The 17,062-nt window shown below is 32.9% G+C and carries 16 protein-coding genes and 1 other annotated feature; of the genes, 12 read left to right on the top strand and 4 right to left on the bottom strand.

The annotated features are described in order from the left end of the window. Positions 1–181: 181 nt before the first annotated feature. Positions 182–712: a GNAT family N-acetyltransferase gene (locus AC1RPW_RS03190; RefSeq protein ID WP_481761214.1), complete on the bottom strand. Its 531-nt coding sequence runs from the start codon at positions 710–712 to the stop codon at positions 182–184. 156 nt (positions 713–868) lie between these two features. On the opposite strand from AC1RPW_RS03190, the gene AC1RPW_RS03185 reads away from it, so the two are divergent. The 4 genes from AC1RPW_RS03185 (at position 869) to AC1RPW_RS03170 (ending at position 4,664) form a co-directional block, all read left to right on the top strand. Beyond that, the gene (locus AC1RPW_RS03185; RefSeq protein WP_481761215.1) at positions 869–1,726 is read left to right on the top strand and encodes an aldo/keto reductase; all 858 of its coding nucleotides are present in this window, start codon (positions 869–871) and stop codon (positions 1,724–1,726) included. Positions 1,727–2,039: 313 nt separating this feature from the next. After that, entirely contained in the window at positions 2,040–2,198 is a 159-nt protein-coding gene (locus AC1RPW_RS03180; protein ID WP_481761216.1) for a hypothetical protein, read from the top strand. Between the two features lie 271 nt (positions 2,199–2,469). After that, positions 2,470–3,156: a response regulator transcription factor gene (locus tag AC1RPW_RS03175; RefSeq protein WP_409022671.1), complete on the top strand. Its 687-nt coding sequence runs from the start codon at positions 2,470–2,472 to the stop codon at positions 3,154–3,156. A 38-nt stretch (positions 3,157–3,194) separates the two neighbouring features. Then, the gene (locus AC1RPW_RS03170; protein WP_481761217.1) at positions 3,195–4,664 is read left to right on the top strand and encodes a HAMP domain-containing sensor histidine kinase; all 1,470 of its coding nucleotides are present in this window, start codon (positions 3,195–3,197) and stop codon (positions 4,662–4,664) included. A gap of 99 nt (positions 4,665–4,763) precedes the next feature. Here AC1RPW_RS03170 and yidC read toward each other — a convergent pair whose 3' ends face one another. Together yidC and AC1RPW_RS03160 are read right to left on the bottom strand one after the other, a co-directional pair. Continuing rightward, positions 4,764–5,696 carry a membrane protein insertase YidC gene (yidC, locus tag AC1RPW_RS03165; protein ID WP_409022669.1) on the bottom strand — a complete coding sequence of 311 codons (933 nt, stop codon included), beginning with the start codon at positions 5,694–5,696 and terminating at the stop codon, positions 4,764–4,766. Positions 5,697–5,783: 87 nt separating this feature from the next. Next, the gene (locus tag AC1RPW_RS03160; protein ID WP_481761218.1) at positions 5,784–6,059 is read right to left on the bottom strand and encodes an acylphosphatase; all 276 of its coding nucleotides are present in this window, start codon (positions 6,057–6,059) and stop codon (positions 5,784–5,786) included. 134 nt (positions 6,060–6,193) lie between these two features. On the opposite strand from AC1RPW_RS03160, the gene AC1RPW_RS03155 reads away from it, so the two are divergent. The 8 genes from AC1RPW_RS03155 (at position 6,194) to AC1RPW_RS03120 (ending at position 14,347) form a co-directional block, all read left to right on the top strand. Then, entirely contained in the window at positions 6,194–6,958 is a 765-nt protein-coding gene (locus tag AC1RPW_RS03155; RefSeq protein ID WP_481761219.1) for a TrmH family RNA methyltransferase, read from the top strand. Positions 6,959–7,074: 116 nt separating this feature from the next. After that, complete coding sequence (locus AC1RPW_RS03150; protein WP_409022666.1) at positions 7,075–7,575, top strand: HD domain-containing protein; 501 nt, start codon at positions 7,075–7,077, stop codon at positions 7,573–7,575. A 121-nt stretch (positions 7,576–7,696) separates the two neighbouring features. Then, entirely contained in the window at positions 7,697–8,041 is a 345-nt protein-coding gene (locus AC1RPW_RS03145; protein WP_481761220.1) for a winged helix-turn-helix transcriptional regulator, read from the top strand. Between the two features lie 43 nt (positions 8,042–8,084). Continuing rightward, positions 8,085–8,313, top strand: a binding site (T-box leader). A gap of 61 nt (positions 8,314–8,374) precedes the next feature. Next, entirely contained in the window at positions 8,375–9,421 is a 1,047-nt protein-coding gene (gene pheS / locus AC1RPW_RS03140) for a phenylalanine--tRNA ligase subunit alpha (RefSeq protein WP_409022664.1), read from the top strand. Positions 9,422–9,426: 5 nt separating this feature from the next. Then, entirely contained in the window at positions 9,427–11,847 is a 2,421-nt protein-coding gene (gene pheT / locus AC1RPW_RS03135) for a phenylalanine--tRNA ligase subunit beta (protein ID WP_481761221.1), read from the top strand. Positions 11,848–11,898: 51 nt separating this feature from the next. After that, entirely contained in the window at positions 11,899–13,035 is a 1,137-nt protein-coding gene (mltG, locus tag AC1RPW_RS03130; RefSeq protein WP_481761222.1) for an endolytic transglycosylase MltG, read from the top strand. An 83-nt stretch (positions 13,036–13,118) separates the two neighbouring features. Continuing rightward, positions 13,119–13,601 carry a transcription elongation factor GreA gene (gene greA / locus AC1RPW_RS03125; protein WP_481761223.1) on the top strand — a complete coding sequence of 161 codons (483 nt, stop codon included), beginning with the start codon at positions 13,119–13,121 and terminating at the stop codon, positions 13,599–13,601. Between the two features lie 77 nt (positions 13,602–13,678). Continuing rightward, positions 13,679–14,347: a potassium channel family protein gene (locus AC1RPW_RS03120; RefSeq protein WP_481761224.1), complete on the top strand. Its 669-nt coding sequence runs from the start codon at positions 13,679–13,681 to the stop codon at positions 14,345–14,347. Between the two features lie 49 nt (positions 14,348–14,396). Here the strand turns inward: AC1RPW_RS03120 and AC1RPW_RS03115 are convergent, their stop codons facing one another. Then, complete coding sequence (locus tag AC1RPW_RS03115; RefSeq protein WP_481761225.1) at positions 14,397–17,033, bottom strand: YfhO family protein; 2,637 nt, start codon at positions 17,031–17,033, stop codon at positions 14,397–14,399. Positions 17,034–17,062: the final 29 nt, after the last annotated feature.

Genomic DNA, 17,062 nt, shown 5'->3' with positions numbered 1-17,062 from the left:
ATAATAGTATATGAAAATAATTATTAGATGAACGTTATGAATATGTCACATTGGGATTAACGTTAAGACGTTAGTTTATGGATATGAAAGAAAAATTAGGCTGAAAAAATCTATTGAATCCCGAAAATATAAAGAATTATTTGTATAAAAATAGAGTGGATTTTCCCACTCTATAAAAAGGCTAATTTTTGGAGTCACTACTGTTTAGAACTAAAATAAAATCGGTTTGGATAGCATCGCCTAAAACAAAATCATGTTGGCTATGTTTTGTTAAGCCTTGTTTTTCATAAAAGGAGAGGGCAGGTTTATTATGTTCCCAAACTCCCAACCAAAGTTGATCTTTTTTAAATTCTTTGGCAACCTCTTTAGATTTTTCAAATAGAAGTTGACCTAATCCCATTTTTTTGTGATTTTTGCGAATGTAAATTCGTTGGATTTCTAAGCCGTTCGGAAAGTCATCTTCAGTTTGTGCGTCGTTAATATTTAATTTTAAATATCCAGTTAACTCATCATTAACATGTACGAAGTAAAAGAATGCATTTGGATCATTTAATTCACTCGTTAATTGTGGTAAAGAATAAGCGGTATCCAAAAAATCTTGTAAATCTTTTGGATCGTTATCTGCAGCGAAAGTATCAGTAAAAGTTTCAATGCTAATCTTTTGTAATATTTCTAAGTCATTAATTGTGCAAAGTGTGATAATAGGTGTCATCGCTTTTTCTCCTTATATGTAATCTAAAATACTTATAGTAATAGTAGCCTAAAGCTGAAAAATAAACAAATATTAAAATAATATAGCATAATCCTTGACTCTGAGTGCACTCCAAGTGTTTAACTTAGTATATTAAATAAAAAGGGAGCGATTTAAATGAATACAGTTACATTAAATAATGGAGTGAAAATGCCACAACTAGGTTTTGGCGTGTATCAAATTCCTTTAGAAGAAACTGCAGAGGCAGTTTATCAAGCGATTAAAGTAGGATATCGATTACTAGATACAGCGATTGCCTATGGAAACGAAGTTGAAACTGGGGAAGCTATCCAAAGAGCGATCACTGAAGGATTAGTGACACGAGAAGAGTTGTTTGTCACAACCAAATTATTTATCCAACATGTTGGTGAAGAAAAGGCGATGAAGGCAATTGATGAATCACTAGAAAGAATGCAGTTAGATTATCTAGACTTATTCTTGATTCACCAACCATACGGTGATGTATATGGTGCTTGGCGCGCTTTAGCTACCGCACAATCTGCTGGGAAAATACGTGCTATTGGGGTGTCTAACTTTGATATCGGAAAATTAATAGAATTCTCTCATATGAATGGTGTGGCTAAAGTTCAAGTTAACCAAATAGAAGTGAACCCATGGAATCAACGTTTAACGGATGAAGCCTATCATGAAAAATTAAGCATTCAAATGGAAGCATGGGCACCTTTTGCTGAAGGCCGGTTAGACTTATTTAAAAATGAAACATTGTCAAAAATTGGTAAACAATACGGTAAATCAGTTGGACAAGTTATTCTAAAATGGTTAATGCAACGTGGTATTGTAGCACTTGCTAAATCTGTGAGACCGGAACGAATGGCAGAAAATATCGACATATTTGATTTTGAATTAACAGTGGAAGACATGGCAACTATTACTGCCTTAGACAAACAAGAATCTGCCTTCTTTGATCATAATGATCCAGAAAGAGTTGAACGGTTCATGGAATTATTGTCATAAATTACCTGAAGTAAAGTTATTTTGCCAATGGTAAATAAAATATAAGTATAAGTATATAACGGAAAAGAAGCATTTGGGATAATTTTATCTATTTGAAGTGGAACCCCCTAAGTTGGAGAAAAATCTAACTTAAGGGGTTTTATTGTGTTCTTAGTTGAAATAAAGGAAAAAACTTTAATAGTTAACCAATGAGGTAGTATGGAATAAGATAATCCGTAACTATTTTTTAAGACGCTAAGGTATAATTTCGATATTCTAATATCCTAACTTAACGGCACACTTAGAAAATATAATGTGGTTTGGTGGAATTATTTTGTCAGAGAATAAAACCTTTTCATATAAGGTTTTTGAAGAAGTTATTTTGAGTATGCTGAATGGAGAAATCCGTGTTAACGTTGTAAAAGAAATTGAAATGGCAAAATTTATAATTGAATTATCGGTTTTACTGATTAAAGCTGCTGGTATCGAATAACTAATTCCAATTTTTAGTTTTCATTTTAATAAAGCGTTAATGATATATTTTTTAAAGTTAACGGTTTGTTATATTAATTTTATTACTCTTTTAGTTAATAATATATTAAAAAAACGGTTAAAAAGTGCTTGAATACCTATATGAGTTGAGCAGTGCAAAGTGTATGCAAGAATATCATTTAATGGTAGAATAAGAAAAGTAAGATATCGGTTAAAAATTGTGTGTATATGGATGAGAAAATAAAATAAAACTAACAGGAGATCATGAAAATATGAGTCGTATTCTAATAATTGAAGATGAAAAAAATTTAGCGCGCTTTGTTGAATTAGAATTACAACATGAAGGATTTGAAACTGAGGTTCATTTTGATGGGCGAACGGGTCTAGAAGCTGCTTTAAATGAAGATTGGGATTCAATTCTACTTGATTTAATGTTACCTGAATTAAATGGTCTTGAGGTTTGTCGCCGTGTACGACAAGTTAAAAATACACCAATCATTATGATGACGGCTCGTGATTCAGTTATTGACCGCGTATCTGGCTTAGACCATGGAGCAGATGATTATATTGTTAAACCATTTGCAATCGAAGAATTATTGGCGCGTTTACGTGCATTGTTACGTCGTATTGATATAGAGGGTGAACAAAATGTTGCAAAACAGACAACTGTCACTTACCGTGATTTAACAATTGAAAAAGAAAATCGTGTTGTTCGTCGTGATGAAGAAGTTATTGAGCTAACCAAACGTGAATATGAACTACTTTTAGCTTTAATGGAAAGTGTTAATGTTGTTTTAGCTAGAGATGTTTTATTAGCTAAAGTTTGGGGATATGAATCAGAAGTTGAAACAAACGTTGTGGATGTTTATATTCGTTACTTACGAAATAAAATAGATCGTAGCGGTGAAGAAAGTTATATTCAAACGGTCAGAGGAACAGGGTACGTAATGAGATCATGAGAAAAAAAATAACCCAGCATCCAAAAGAAGTAAGACGTATGTCACTTAAATGGAAATGGGCATTAGGAACGGCAATAGGTGTTTTACTTATATTTGCCGTTTTTTCTGCGCTTATTTTTCAGAGTTTTAGTGGCGTTTTATTAGATAAAGAAAAAAAAGATGTACAAGATACTTTAAGAACGGTGACGCAACAGTTAAGTCGTGAGAATCAAGACTTAACAATTTCAAGTACTGCACAACATTTAAAACCGATAAATGCAGATTCTCGACCAGATAAAGACGAAAATAACTTGTACTCAAATGCAGTAATTGTTAATTTATCAAGAGAAAATATTGCAGTAGGTGTTTATAATTTGAAGCAACAAGAAGTTTTTGCTTCAAGAAATTTAAACGTACCATTTGTTAAAAAAAATAAAATGACGTTTACTAGCCAAACAATTGATGGCGCAAATGGATATGTTGCTAGAAGAGCTATTTATTCATCTAAAACTGGCAAAAAAATCGGGTATGCACAAGTAACTAATGCTTTAGAAAATTACCATAAAATTAGTAATAAATTAATTCTAATTTTTATTGTTTTAATTATTACGGCAACCTTTGGTAGTGCTATATTAGGGTATATCCTGGCATCTTGGTTACTGAGACCGATTGAAGTAGTGAACGAAACTATTGATATTATTAATGAAGGCGAAACACCAATTGGACATGTACGTGTCCCAGATATGCATAGAAATGATGAGTTATCTGATTTGGCGGACTTGTTCAATAGTATGCTAGATAGGATGGAGCGCTACGTTGATCAACAGCAACAATTTGTTGAAGATGTCTCACATGAGTTAAGAACCCCTGTAGCAATAATTCAAGGTCATATGGAATTATTGAACAGGTGGGGTAAAGATGATCCGGCAGTTCTAGCGGAGTCGATTGAAGCATCTTTGCAAGAAATTAATCGTATGAAGAGTTTAGTTCAAGAAATGCTTGATTTATCAAGAGCTGAACAAGTAGAGATGACATTTAAAAATGAGTTAGTTGATGTCCGATTAGTTGTTTTACAAATTTTCAATGATTTTAAAATGATACATCCCGATTTTACGTTTATTTTAGATGAAGATTTTAATGGAGAAAGTTTGGTAAAAATATCGCATAATCACTTAGAACAAGTTTTAATTATTCTAATGGATAATGCCGTTAAATATTCAGAAACAAGAAAAGAAATTCATATTTCAGCATCAAAAGATATGAAAATGGTTCAAATTGCTATTCAAGATTTTGGTGAAGGAATTTCTAAAGATGACTTAAAAAATGTTTTTAATCGCTTCTATCGCGTTGATAAAGCTAGAAGTCGTGATAAAGGCGGTAATGGTCTTGGATTATCAATCGCACAAAAACTCATTATGGGTTATAAAGGAACATTAGTGGTAGAAAGTGTTGAGAAGCGTGGTTCAATATTCAGAATTTCGTTGCCTCTAGCTACTACTAAACCAACCGAAAAGATAAGAAGAGACTAGTGTTGAAATGCAATACAAAAATTTAGACAGTATAATAAAAAAAGCTTACCATTCTTAGAGCAATTCTAAGAATGGTAAGCTTTTTTTAATGGTTAATCTTTATTTGCGGTTTTGTTTACCAGCATTACGATTACGATTATTTTTTGCTACATTTGAAAGATTATCTTCAACATTATCAATTGTTTGTTCCACTGTTTCTTCAACAGCATCAATTGTTGAACGTTCTCTAACAATTGGTGGGTTCTTAGCAAGTTCAGCTTGAATTTCGCGACGAATCTTAGGACGCATTAACATAATTATAAATGTTTGAACACAAGCGAAGAGGCCACCGATGAAGAAGTAGAGACCAATACCTGCTGGCGCACTCATTGTAACAAAGACCATCATAACTGGACTAGCAATTAACATTGTTTGCATTGTTTTCTTTTGTTCTGGCGGAATGCCAATTGTTGAAATGAATCCTTGACCCAAATACACAATGAAACATAGCACAGTAAAGATAATTGATGGTGTACCTAATTTAATGCTAAAGAAGACAGCATCCTTTAATTCTGAAGAATATAAGATTGCAGCGTATAGCGCAGCAAAAATTGGCATTTGAACTAATAATGGTAGGCAGCCAATTCCGCCAGTCATGCTGACGTTGTTATCTTTATAAAGTGCCATCATTTCTTGACTGATAGCTGCTTTTTCTTCTGAACTTTTAGCATTTTTTTGTCGTTCTTGAATGACTTTTAATTGTGGTTGAATCGAACCCATTTTTTCTTGTTGAACGGTCGCTTTTTTCGATTGATTAATCATCATTGGCATAAGTGCCAAGCGAATGACGATTGAGATAACGATAATTGCTAGACCGTAGTTGTTACCTAGATGAGCGGATAACCAGTCAAGCAATCCCTGAGTTGGTTTTGCTAAATAGTCGTAAACCATCCCAAAAGGATTACCATTCTTGTCTCTGCGGACGCATCCCGATAGGAACAGGACAAGCGCCATGAATATTGGGAGCATTGTTAAACGTTTAATCTTTTTCATTAATATATTTTCCCCTCTTAAAGTGACTATATCGATTACTATACTTTAAATATAGGGGGATTTCAATGGGCTATAAATAAATCGTAATTAGTAAATAACGGTAAAGGCAGTCGGCATATAATTAGTTAAGGAGGTTTCTTTATAATCAGTCACCTTACCGGCTGGTGTAGGTGAATTTTTAACTTTTTGAATAAATTTTTCTAATTGGGTATTATCTGAACTACTTGCTTTAATTGTGACGCTGTCATCAAAATTATTTTGTACTGACCCGTAGATGCCTAGATCATCGGCTAATCTCTTCGTCGTATATCTGAAGCCAACACCCTGCACGCGACCAAAAACAGTTATTTGAATAGCACTCATAATGTAATCCCTCCATATTATAAAGTAGATATAGGCATTTATTGCTTTCATTATAACTGGAAAAGATGATAATGACCAACTAATGCTATTTTAAATATGCTATAATTATTTCCAATAGTAAGAGGGGTACATTTATGGAAAAAATTAATTCAACACAGAATGCTAAGATTAAATACTGGAAAAAATTACAAACTAAAAAAGGTCGTAAAAAGGAAAATAAATACCTTTTAGAAGGCTGGCATTTAGTTAAAGAAGCACTCATGGCAAACACAAAAATTGAATATTTGCTTGTTACTAATGATTTTAGATATTTTGATGAAATAGCCGATACGACAATTGAGCAAGTAGAAATCTCATCTGAAGTTAGTTTATATCTTGCTGACACGAGTACGCCACAAGGTATTTACGCGGTAACTGAGATGGAAGAAAATCAACAATTATCAGTTGACCATTTAACTGGTGGCTGGTTAATGCTAGATGGTGTTCAAGATCCAGGAAATATTGGAACAATGGTTAGAACTGCCGATGCTGCCGGTTTAACAGGTGTCATTTTTGGTGAGGGTAGTGCAGATAGTCATCATCCTAAAGTTTTACGTTCGATGCAGGGAAGCCAATTTCATGTTCAATTAGTGGATGCCGATTTAATGGAAGTTACTACCTTATTCAAAGAAAATAATATTGCTATTTATGGTTCTGAATTAAATGAAGATGCACTTAGTTATCGTGAGATTTCTGCTACAGATAATTTTGGTTTAATTATGGGAAATGAAGGTAACGGGATGCGTAATGACCTGTTAAATGAAACGGATGCTAATTTATATATTCCAATTAAAGGTCGTGCTGAATCGTTAAATGTCGCTATTGCTGCAGGTGTACTAATGTTTCATCTTAAAGCTTAATTATGATATTTGGTGAAATTATTACGATTTACTAAAGATAACTGATTGCGCTTGCAATAGGTGCTCAATCAGTTATGATGGAGATAGGAAAAAATATTTTGGGGGCGTACTAGTATATGAAAAAAGATTCGTATCTTGATGATGAATTATATATGAGTTATGTTGGAGACCTTTTGGCAAAACCAGAAGTTCAAAGATTAAGTGAATATACACAACATCATTTTTCTACTCGATTAGAACATTCAATCTCAGTTTCCTATGACAGTTATCGTATCGCTAAAAGATTACATTTAAATGCAAAAGCAACGGCAAGGGCCGGATTATTACATGATTTATTTTACTACGATTGGCGTACAACTAAATTCGATCGCGGTACACATGCTTGGATTCATCCGCGTATCGCTATTAGAAATGCAGAGAAGTTAACGACATTATCTGATTTAGAAAAAGATATCATCATGAAACATATGTGGGGTGCTACTGTTGCACCACCTAAATATCCAGAGGGATATATTGTAACCATGGTTGATAAATATGAAGCAACAAGTGAAGTTTCATCACCGTTAAAAAATAAATCAAAACATAGCTTTCAGCAATTAATTGCAATTTTAAAATAGTTTTAAAAAGGATAGGCCTACAGGCTTATCCTTTTTGTTTTTTCGAAAACGAACCAATTTGTTTACTTTTTGTTAGTTAATGATAAAATATAGTAATAAAGTAACTGAGGAGGGGTTAATTATGCAAGTTGTTCAAGAAAAAACAAATTATGAAATGTGTCCTAAATTTGAAAAAACTTTTTCAATATTAGGTAAAAAATGGAACGGTTTAATTATTAACGTTTTATTGGATGAAGGACCTCAACGATTTAAAGAATTAGCTCAAAAGGTTGATAAATGCAGTGACCGTGTATTAGTTGAACGTTTAAAAGAACTTGAAGATACTAATATTATCTCAAGAGTCGCCATCGGTGAAACTAGTCGTAGTTTTTATGAGCTTACTGAACAAGGAAAAGACATGAAAAATATGATGGATAGCGTCCATACATGGTCAGAAAAGTGGTATACACTTAAAGATTGCGAGTAAGACTTGACGATAGGCTTTGATACCTTTAAACTATGAATATAGAATAAAGGCTTAGACAGAAAATAGTAGATATTTTTCTTGGATTTAAAGGGATGGTTAGCTAGACTGAAACTAACCAATAAATAAAATATTGAATTCACTTCTAGAGCTGTTAATTAATGTAGGCTAACTTAAATCATGCAATTAACCGGTTAATGGCCGTTATCATTTTGAGTGTTTGGGAATTTGTATTCTCAAAAACAAGGGTGGTACCGCGAGACCTCGTCCCTTTTTAGGACGGGGTCTTTTTGTGTCTAAAATCTATCAAAACAACTAATAAAGGAGTCGATATTAATGGATTTAAAAGAGAAATTACTTGAGTTACAAGAAAAAGGCTTGAAACAAATTCGTGAATCAGAGGATCTAAAACAAATTAATGCTATTCGTGTTAATTTACTTGGAAAAAAAGGACCAATCACAGAAGTTTTAAGAGGTATGAAGGAATTATCAGCCGAAGAACGACCTAAAATTGGTAGCTTTTCTAATACCATTAAAAATGAGTTAGCTGAAGCTATTCGTGTGAAAAATGAAGAACTTGAAATTAAAATGACTGCTAAAAAGTTGGAAAAAGAAAAAATCGATGTAACGCTACCAGGTGCCCAAATTCAATTAGGGCAGCCACATGTTATTATGCAAGTGATTGAAGAATTGGAAGAGCTCTTTTTGGGTATGGGGTATCAAGTTGTTTCAGGTCCAGAAATAGAAGAAGACCATTACAATTTTGAAATGTTGAACTTACCTGCGGATCATCCCGCTCGTGATATGCAAGATACATTTTATATTACAAAAGAATTATTAATGAGAACACAAACATCACCCGTTCAAGCAAGGACAATGGAAACACATGATTTTTCAAAAGGACCATTAAAAATGGTTTCACCTGGTAAAGTTTATCGACGTGATACAGATGATGCAACGCATTCACATCAATTTCACCAGTTCGAAGGGTTAGTAATCGACAAACATATTACGATGGCAGACTTAAAGGGAACGATTGAACTGATTGCTAAAACAATTTTTGGAGAAGAACAAGAAATTCGGTTACGACCAAGTTACTTCCCATTTACGGAACCGTCAGTTGAAGTCGATGTGACCTGTTTTAAATGTGCGGGTAAAGGGTGCTCAATCTGTAAATACACAGGCTGGTTAGAAGTTTTAGGCGCTGGAATGGTACATCCTAATGTATTAAGAATGGCCGGTGTCGACCCTGAAGTATACGGTGGTTTTGCCTTTGGTTTAGGACCAGATCGTTTTGCGATGCTTAAATATAGTATCGACGATATTCGTCATTTTTATTTAAACGATAATCGATTCCTGTCACAATTTACGAAAAGAGGTTAGAGATAATGAAAGTATCTAAAAATTGGTTGAATGAATATTTAACATTAGAAATTGAACCTGAAATTATTGCTGAAAAAATAGCTCGTACAGCCGTTGAAATTGATAGCGTTGAACGTCCTTCTGAAGGACTTAAAAAAATTGTTGTTGGATATGTTGATAGTTTGGTACCACATCCAGACTCTGATCATTTAAATATCTGCCAAGTTGATGTTGGTGAAGGATCTCTTAGTCAAATCGTTTGTGGCGCACCTAATATTGCCGCAGGGCAAAAAGTTATTGTTGCATTACCCAATTCTAGAATTGCTGATAATGTTAAAATCAAACGTGGTAAAATGCGCGGACAAGCTTCTGAAGGTATGATTTGTGCATTACAAGAAATTGGATTTTCAGATAGTGTCGTGCCTAAAGAATTTGTAGAAGGTATCTACGTAATGCCAGAAAATGCAATTCCTGGTGAATCAGTCTTTGATTACTTAGGTATGAATGATGACATTATTGATATTGATGTGACACCAAATCGTGCTGATATGTTAAGTATGCGTGGGGTAGCACATGAACTATCTGCTGACTATGATGTTCCGGCAACATTTAAGCATCCAGAATTGAAAGAAACATCTACTGAAAAAATTGAAGATTACATTTCTTTATCGTTGCCTGATAAAACGTTAGCACCCACATATTCGATGCGCGTGATTAAAGATTTAACAATTAAAGCAAGTCCAATGTGGTTACAAATTCGTCTTTGGAACGCAGGCGTTAGACCTATTAATAATGTCGTTGATGTGACCAATTATATATTGATGGATTATGGTCAACCATTACATGCCTTTGATTATAATAAATTGGGAAGTAAAGATATTTTAGTAAGAACAGCTATTGCTGGCGAAAAGATTACAACACTAGATAGCGAAGAACGTGAATTAAAAGAAAAAGATATTGTGATTACAAATGGTAAAACACCGATTGCTATTGCTGGGACAATGGGTGGCGAATCAACACAAATAACCGACGAAACTGTGACAGTTGCGATTGAATCTGCAGTATTTAACAATTCAATGGTTAGAAAAACAGCACGCACACATGGTATTCATAGTGAAGCCTCAATGCGATTTGAACGTGGTATTAACGTTGAAACAGTACAAGAAGCACTTGATGCAGCAGCAGAGTTAATCGCTAATTTAGGTGATGGAACAGTTGTGTCGGGTACGGCAAGTGCAAGTAAGCTAGAAGCAGAGTCAACTTTTGTTGATACAACGGTGGCACATATTAATGGTGTACTTGGGACTGAATTATCAGAATCTGAAATCACTAAATTATTTAAACAATTAGGATTTACGGTTGTAAATCGCGATGGTACTTTAAATGTTGAAGTTCCTGCAAGACGTTGGGATATTAGTATTGAAGCAGATTTAGTAGAAGAAATCGCGCGTATTTATGGATACGATAATATTCCTTCTACACTACCAACTGGCAAAATGACTCCTGGTAAATATACTTATAAACAAAAAATGATTAAACAGGCGCGTCATATTTTGGAATCAGCTGGGTTATCTGAAGTTATTAGTTATGGATTAACAACGGAAGAAAAAGCTGGTAAATTTATTTTTGAAGAAAAAGATGTTTTTACGACAAATTTAATGTTCCCAATGAGCTCAGAACGAACAACAACAAGAATGAACTTAATCAGCGGGTTATTAGATGATTTAGCGTACAATGAAGCACGAAAATCTGACAATCTTGCTTTCTATGAACAAGGAAGAGTCTTTTTCCGCAGTGAGGGCGAAGAGCGACCTACTGAAATTGAACATATTGCAGGTGCAATGACAGGATTATTTAAACTTGCAAATTGGCAAAATGAAAAACAACCTGTTGATTTCTTCATGATTAAAGGTGTTGTTGAACAATTATTAACACAATTAGAATTAGTTGATGATGTTACTTATGTATCTTCTGAAAGTCATGAAGATATGCATCCAGGACGAACAGCTGATATCTATTTAAAAGATGAATTAATTGGTTTTGTCGGCCAAGTACATCCTAATTCAGCTAAAGAATTTAATTTAAAGGAAACATACGTTTTCGAATTAGATCTTCAAAAATTAGTTGATGCGAAAAAAGCAGACCGATTATTTGCGCCTATTTCTAAATTCCCATCAGTTACTCGTGATGTGGCCCTCCTAGTTGCTAATGATATAGCTAACAGTGAGATTGAAGCGTTAATTAAAAAACAAGGTGGAAAGTCTTTAATTGATGTTCATTTATTTGATCTTTATCAAGGATCTCATATTGAAAATGGCATGAAATCCCTTGCTTATACGTTAACTTATCAAGATATTACAAAAACTTTGGTTGAAGAAGATGTCACAAATGATTTTAACCGTGTTATCGAAGCTTTAAAAGAGACGCTTAGGGCTGATATTCGATAATTTAGGACGCAGCTTAATAATACTTATTATTAAGCGTGAGGAGGTTAAACAATGAAAAAAGATGATACATCTCCAGAATTACCGCCAGAGAATAATAAAAACCAGGCTAAGAAAATTATTGCAGGGGTCATTGCATTATTATGTATATTACTACTGACAATATTGTTTATGACCTATAGATATATCAAGGCATCTTTAGATCCACTAGATAAAAATAATAATAAAATTGAACAAGTTTATATTCCAATTGGATCAAGTACAAAACAAATTGGAACAATTTTAGAAAAAAATAAAATTATTAAAAGTGGTACGGTGTATACGTACTATGTCAAGCAAAAAAAGGTGTCACAATTTAAGGGCGGCTACTATCAACTTAAGGCATCTATGAGTTTGGATAAAATTGCTTGGACACTTCAACAAGGTGGAAGTAGTGAGCCTATACAAAATAAATTAGCGAAAGTATTAGTTGGTGAGGGAACAACAATTAACCAAATCGGTAAATCCATTTCAAAAGAAACAAATTTTTCATATAATGATTTTATTAAATTAATGAAAAATAAAACTTTTTTGGATTACTTAGATAAAAAATATCCAGATCTTTTAGATACCACTATGGCATCTAAAAACGTGAGATATCCTTTAGAAGGTTATTTGTTCCCAGCTACGTATACTGTTTATAAAAAAACAACGTTAAAAAATCTTGTTGAGCAAATGATTGTTAAAGCAAATGATGAATTATCGCCTTATTATGCAACAATAAAAAAACAAAAATTAACAGTACAAGAGGTCATTTCTCTCGCTTCATTAGTTGAAAAAGAGACGGAAAACCATAAAGATCGTCAAAAAATTGCCGGTGTTTATTTCAATCGAATTGCATCAGAAATAACGTTACAATCAAAAATATCAGTTAGTTATGCGCTAAATATACCGCAAAAAGATTTAACGTCAGCTGATTATTACGTGGATAAACCATATAATTTGTACGTTTATAAAGGATATGGACCTGGTCCATTTAACAATGCTAGTTTAGATTCTATCCAGGCTGTTTTGACACCATTGGACAGAAAGAAAGGTAATTTCTATTTTATTTTCAATTCAAATTCTAAAAAAATAGAATATTCTAAAACGTATGAATATTACCAAGCATTTTCACCTATGACACAGGCTGATAATGATTATGTTCAATAATCCACGCAACCGGTTTACAATCACAAAATTAAATGTTAACCTGATAGGCATATTGAACTTATTAATTTTAAGAGGAGTAAGTGATGGCAGAAGATAAAGTATATCCAATGACCGTAGACGGTAAAGTTAAACTTGAAGAAGAACTTGAAACATTAAAAACAAAAACGCGTGCAGAAATTATTAATCGTATTAAGATTGCACGTAGTTATGGCGATTTATCAGAAAATTCAGAATATGAATCAGCTAAAGATGAACAAAGTTTTGTTGAAGGCCGAGTTAAAACAATTGAACATATGCTCCATTATGCAGAAATTATTGATAACGCTGGTGTAGATGCTGACGAAGTTTCTGTTGGTAAAACAGTTTCATTTATGGAACCTGGTGAAGAGGAAGAAACATACACGATTGTTGGTGCGGCAGAAGCTGACCCAATGTCTGGTAAAATTTCAAATGAATCACCAATCGCTAAAGGATTAGTTGGCCATAAATTAAATGAAACAGTAACAATTGAAACACCAAATGGTAATTTTGAAGTCAAAATTACCGATGTTAAAGATAATTTATAAAAGCTAAATATAAAAGATTAAGTTGCAAATCATTTGTTACTTAGTCTTTTTTTATTAAATTAAGTAGGTGAGATAAGTTGAAAAAGAATTTTGCAATAATCGGTTTAGGTCGATTTGGTGCGAGTGTTTGCGAAACGTTGATTGAGTATGGGCAAGAAGTTTTAGTTATTGATAGGGATGAAGCTCGTGTAAATGATTATATGGATATTGCAACACATGCTGTTGTTGCCGATGCACAAGATGATGAAGCTTTAAAATCAATCGGTATTCGTAATTTTGATCATGTGATTGTCGCAATTGGTGAAGATATTCAAGCAAGTATCTTAGTCACATTGATGGTTAAAGAATTAGGTGTTCCTGTCGTAACGGCTAAAGCATTGAATAAATATCACGCTCGTGTACTCCAAAAGGTTGGGGCAGATCATATTGTTCATCCTGAACGAGATATGGGAATCAAGTTGGGTAGGGCATTAAGTTCTAATCATTTGTTAGATTACTTAGATTTAGATGATGATTACCGATTGGCAGAAATTGATATGACAGATCCGAGATATGTTAATAAGACATTAGATGAATTAAATTTCAGATCAACATTTAATTTAAATGTAATCAGTATTAGACGTGGTAAAGAAATGATTATTTCACCATTAGCAGATCAAATTATTTTACCAAATGATCAGGTACTGATTATTGGTGAAACAAAAGCTGTCACAGAATTTGATGAAAAAATGAACAAGACTAAATAAAAGGACAAGATTGCATATTGCAATCTTGTCCTTTTGTATTATACAAAAACTATTTAATCAATCTTTTTGTGTGAACGATAATTGGCTTAATAAGTATCAAGAGAATAGCCAAAATTGAGACGATCAAACCAATACCCATGTATGGTGGCCAATAGATAAGTTTAACGGTATGATTTCCCTTAGCAACTTTAAAGCTGAGAAAAGTATTCAATGATTTATTAGTTGCTACGGATTTACCATCAACTTTAACATGCCAACCTTTACTGTATGGAATCGTTGTAAAGACGACTTGATGATTACGTTTAACTGATATTGAACCTGTGATTGAATGTTGATTGTATTTTGTAACGTTTAATTCACTAGATTTTAGTTGCTTAATTTGGGATTTAAATGAATTAACATTCATTTGATAAAGCGTAAAGTTTTCTAAGAAAAGGGTTCTTTTCTTTAATTTAGCTGTCAGAACTATTTTTTTACCTTTATTATTGGATGCAATATTAACAACAACTGTATTTCGATACGTTTTATATTGTTTTAATTCGTGACCATTTAATTTAAATAAAACATTATCAGTACTTAATCCTGAACCTAAGGTTAAATAATAAGCATCGTTTGTTGTTGGTGTGTATGTGAAAGTGACTAGTCCAGATTTATTTAGTTTCGTTTTTGTTAGAATAGAATTTGTTAAATTAATTTGTGAACCAACGTTATCAAAATTGACAGTATTAAAATTAATTGGTGTAAATAAAGCATCGTTATTAATACCGGTTAGAGCAGATAACCAATCAGACTGATATCTTAATGGGTTAGTTGTTTTATTCTTGTTTGTCAATATAGTATCATTTGCTGCATAGCCAATTGATAAAGCATACGGATTTTTAACCGTTTCAGTTAACGAGTTATTTGAGACAGGTCTATAGTAAGCTGTATCAGGTTTTTCAGTTAGTGGTGTCAATGTTTCTAACTGTGTGTCCAATGCCTTAGAAGTCCGTAATTGTTTTGGTGTAAAAACGTACTTCATATTTAATAGGGCATCTGTTACCAAGGTACCATTTGAGTAAGTGACATAATTATCACCATCAGGTTGTCCTATCTTACCGTAAAAAGTTGGGATTGATTTTGAAAAAGCAGAACTAAAATGGGAACCGCTGAAAAAATCAGCTGACATGGCATCATTTTTAGTCCGACTGTATGTTTGTGCGACACGATAGAAAGAATTATCAATTTTTTTTAACGATTTACTTTCAGTTGCTAGGGCAGTCGTTGACACGTCGTATTCACTTGTAGATAAATAACTAATGTTATCTAATGAATAAACAGCGTTACATGACATCTCAGCTATTACACTTGCAAATAACAACCATTTGAATGAAGGTGATGCATGATCTTGGAACTGAATTAAAATTAACGTTAAAAGAATAAATAAAATTGATAGGAATAAAGTTTCATCAGATAAATAACTATAAGATTCTTTTGATATAAATAAGTACGTAAACATTCCGATGAATAAAAGACCTACAATACTCAATTTCCAGAATTTTATAGGATTAAAGTACTCAAATTGTTGAGCAGCTAAAAGGATAATCCAAAAGCAAAATACAAATGAAAAACGATAAGGATACCAAACTGGAAATTGCATTCCGTGCCATAGTAAATCTAAAGGTTCAAAGCACATCGATAGGATCAAGAAACTTGTGATTAAAAAAGAGACAACCCGTTCTTTAATTGAAAAACGGTTATTCATGAAATATAAGATAAAACCAATTAAAGCCAAACTCCCTACAAAAATATTAGGGAAACCAGAAGGCATTTGATCAAAATTGAATGAACCAATCACAAATTTTGAAAGCATCGCTAAAGGATTATATTCAATTTTTGCTTTAATAGATTCTTCCGTGTATTCTCCCTTACTTGAAAGCAATGAGAATAGAGTTGGAAAGAGGATAATTGCTGAAATTGCTACAGAAACTAGAGATTTATAGATGAAAATCCATGATTTTTTAAAAAATTGTTTAACTGATAGAGATACACGACTTGTTGTATATAAGAAATATAAAATCATAAAAAGACAGACCATATAACCCATATAATAGTTAACGATTAAAAGTAACGCAAGCCACCAAGTATAAGCCCAACTTTTTGAATTCAACTGTAATTTTTCAAAGCCTAAAATAACTAAAGGTAATAGAATAACAGCGTCTAACCATAATAAATTAAGTTGGTTAGCAATCGTCCAACCCATTAGCGCATACGCTGTGGCAAATAATGGGATATAAAGTGAAGTCATTCTTGTTGTTTTCTTTAATAATAAACCGAACGTAAGGCCTGATAAGGCATATTTTAAAAGGGTGACTACCATAACACCCGCTAAAATTGATTTTCCTGGAAATACTAAGAAAATAAGATTAAAAGGACTCATTAAGTAGTATGCCCACTCACCTAACATATCACCACCAATTGCTTGTGAAAATGAATAGAAAAAACTAGTAGGATGATGGAGAAGTGTGGCTCTAAAATAAGAGAAAAAATCAATATATTGCTGACCTAAATCAACAGTTAATAGAGAACTATTCCCAAAAGGATACATTTTGCGGCCAATAAAGTAACAAAGCATAATGAATAAAGGAATAAGGAAACTTAGAAGGAGTACATGATTCTTTTTAAGATAATTTTTAAGCTTAACCATTTTAAAACCTCTCTGACTATTAATGTATG

The organism is Dellaglioa sp. CoH-55-MRSF-8 (genome assembly GCF_056782195.1).
This window is presented reverse-complemented; position numbering and strand designations above follow the sequence as displayed.

Bases quoted from the DNA above. Each gene is read 5' to 3' on its own strand.
- AC1RPW_RS03190 (WP_481761214.1), bottom strand. From the start codon at position 712: ATGACACCTATTATCACACTTTGCACAATTAATGACTTAGAAATATTA.
- AC1RPW_RS03115 (WP_481761225.1), bottom strand. From the start codon at position 17,033: ATGGTTAAGCTTAAAAATTATCTTAAAAAGAATCATGTACTCCTTCTA.
- AC1RPW_RS03175 (WP_409022671.1), top strand. From the start codon at position 2,470: ATGAGTCGTATTCTAATAATTGAAGATGAAAAAAATTTAGCGCGCTTT.
- AC1RPW_RS03185 (WP_481761215.1), top strand. From the start codon at position 869: ATGAATACAGTTACATTAAATAATGGAGTGAAAATGCCACAACTAGGT.
- AC1RPW_RS03150 (WP_409022666.1), top strand. From the start codon at position 7,075: ATGAAAAAAGATTCGTATCTTGATGATGAATTATATATGAGTTATGTT.
- AC1RPW_RS03145 (WP_481761220.1), top strand. From the start codon at position 7,697: ATGCAAGTTGTTCAAGAAAAAACAAATTATGAAATGTGTCCTAAATTT.
- mltG (WP_481761222.1), top strand. From the start codon at position 11,899: ATGAAAAAAGATGATACATCTCCAGAATTACCGCCAGAGAATAATAAA.
- greA (WP_481761223.1), top strand. From the start codon at position 13,119: ATGGCAGAAGATAAAGTATATCCAATGACCGTAGACGGTAAAGTTAAA.
- pheS (WP_409022664.1), top strand. From the start codon at position 8,375: ATGGATTTAAAAGAGAAATTACTTGAGTTACAAGAAAAAGGCTTGAAA.
- pheT (WP_481761221.1), top strand. From the start codon at position 9,427: ATGAAAGTATCTAAAAATTGGTTGAATGAATATTTAACATTAGAAATT.
- AC1RPW_RS03160 (WP_481761218.1), bottom strand. From the start codon at position 6,059: ATGAGTGCTATTCAAATAACTGTTTTTGGTCGCGTGCAGGGTGTTGGC.
- AC1RPW_RS03155 (WP_481761219.1), top strand. From the start codon at position 6,194: ATGGAAAAAATTAATTCAACACAGAATGCTAAGATTAAATACTGGAAA.
- AC1RPW_RS03170 (WP_481761217.1), top strand. From the start codon at position 3,195: ATGTCACTTAAATGGAAATGGGCATTAGGAACGGCAATAGGTGTTTTA.
- yidC (WP_409022669.1), bottom strand. From the start codon at position 5,696: ATGAAAAAGATTAAACGTTTAACAATGCTCCCAATATTCATGGCGCTT.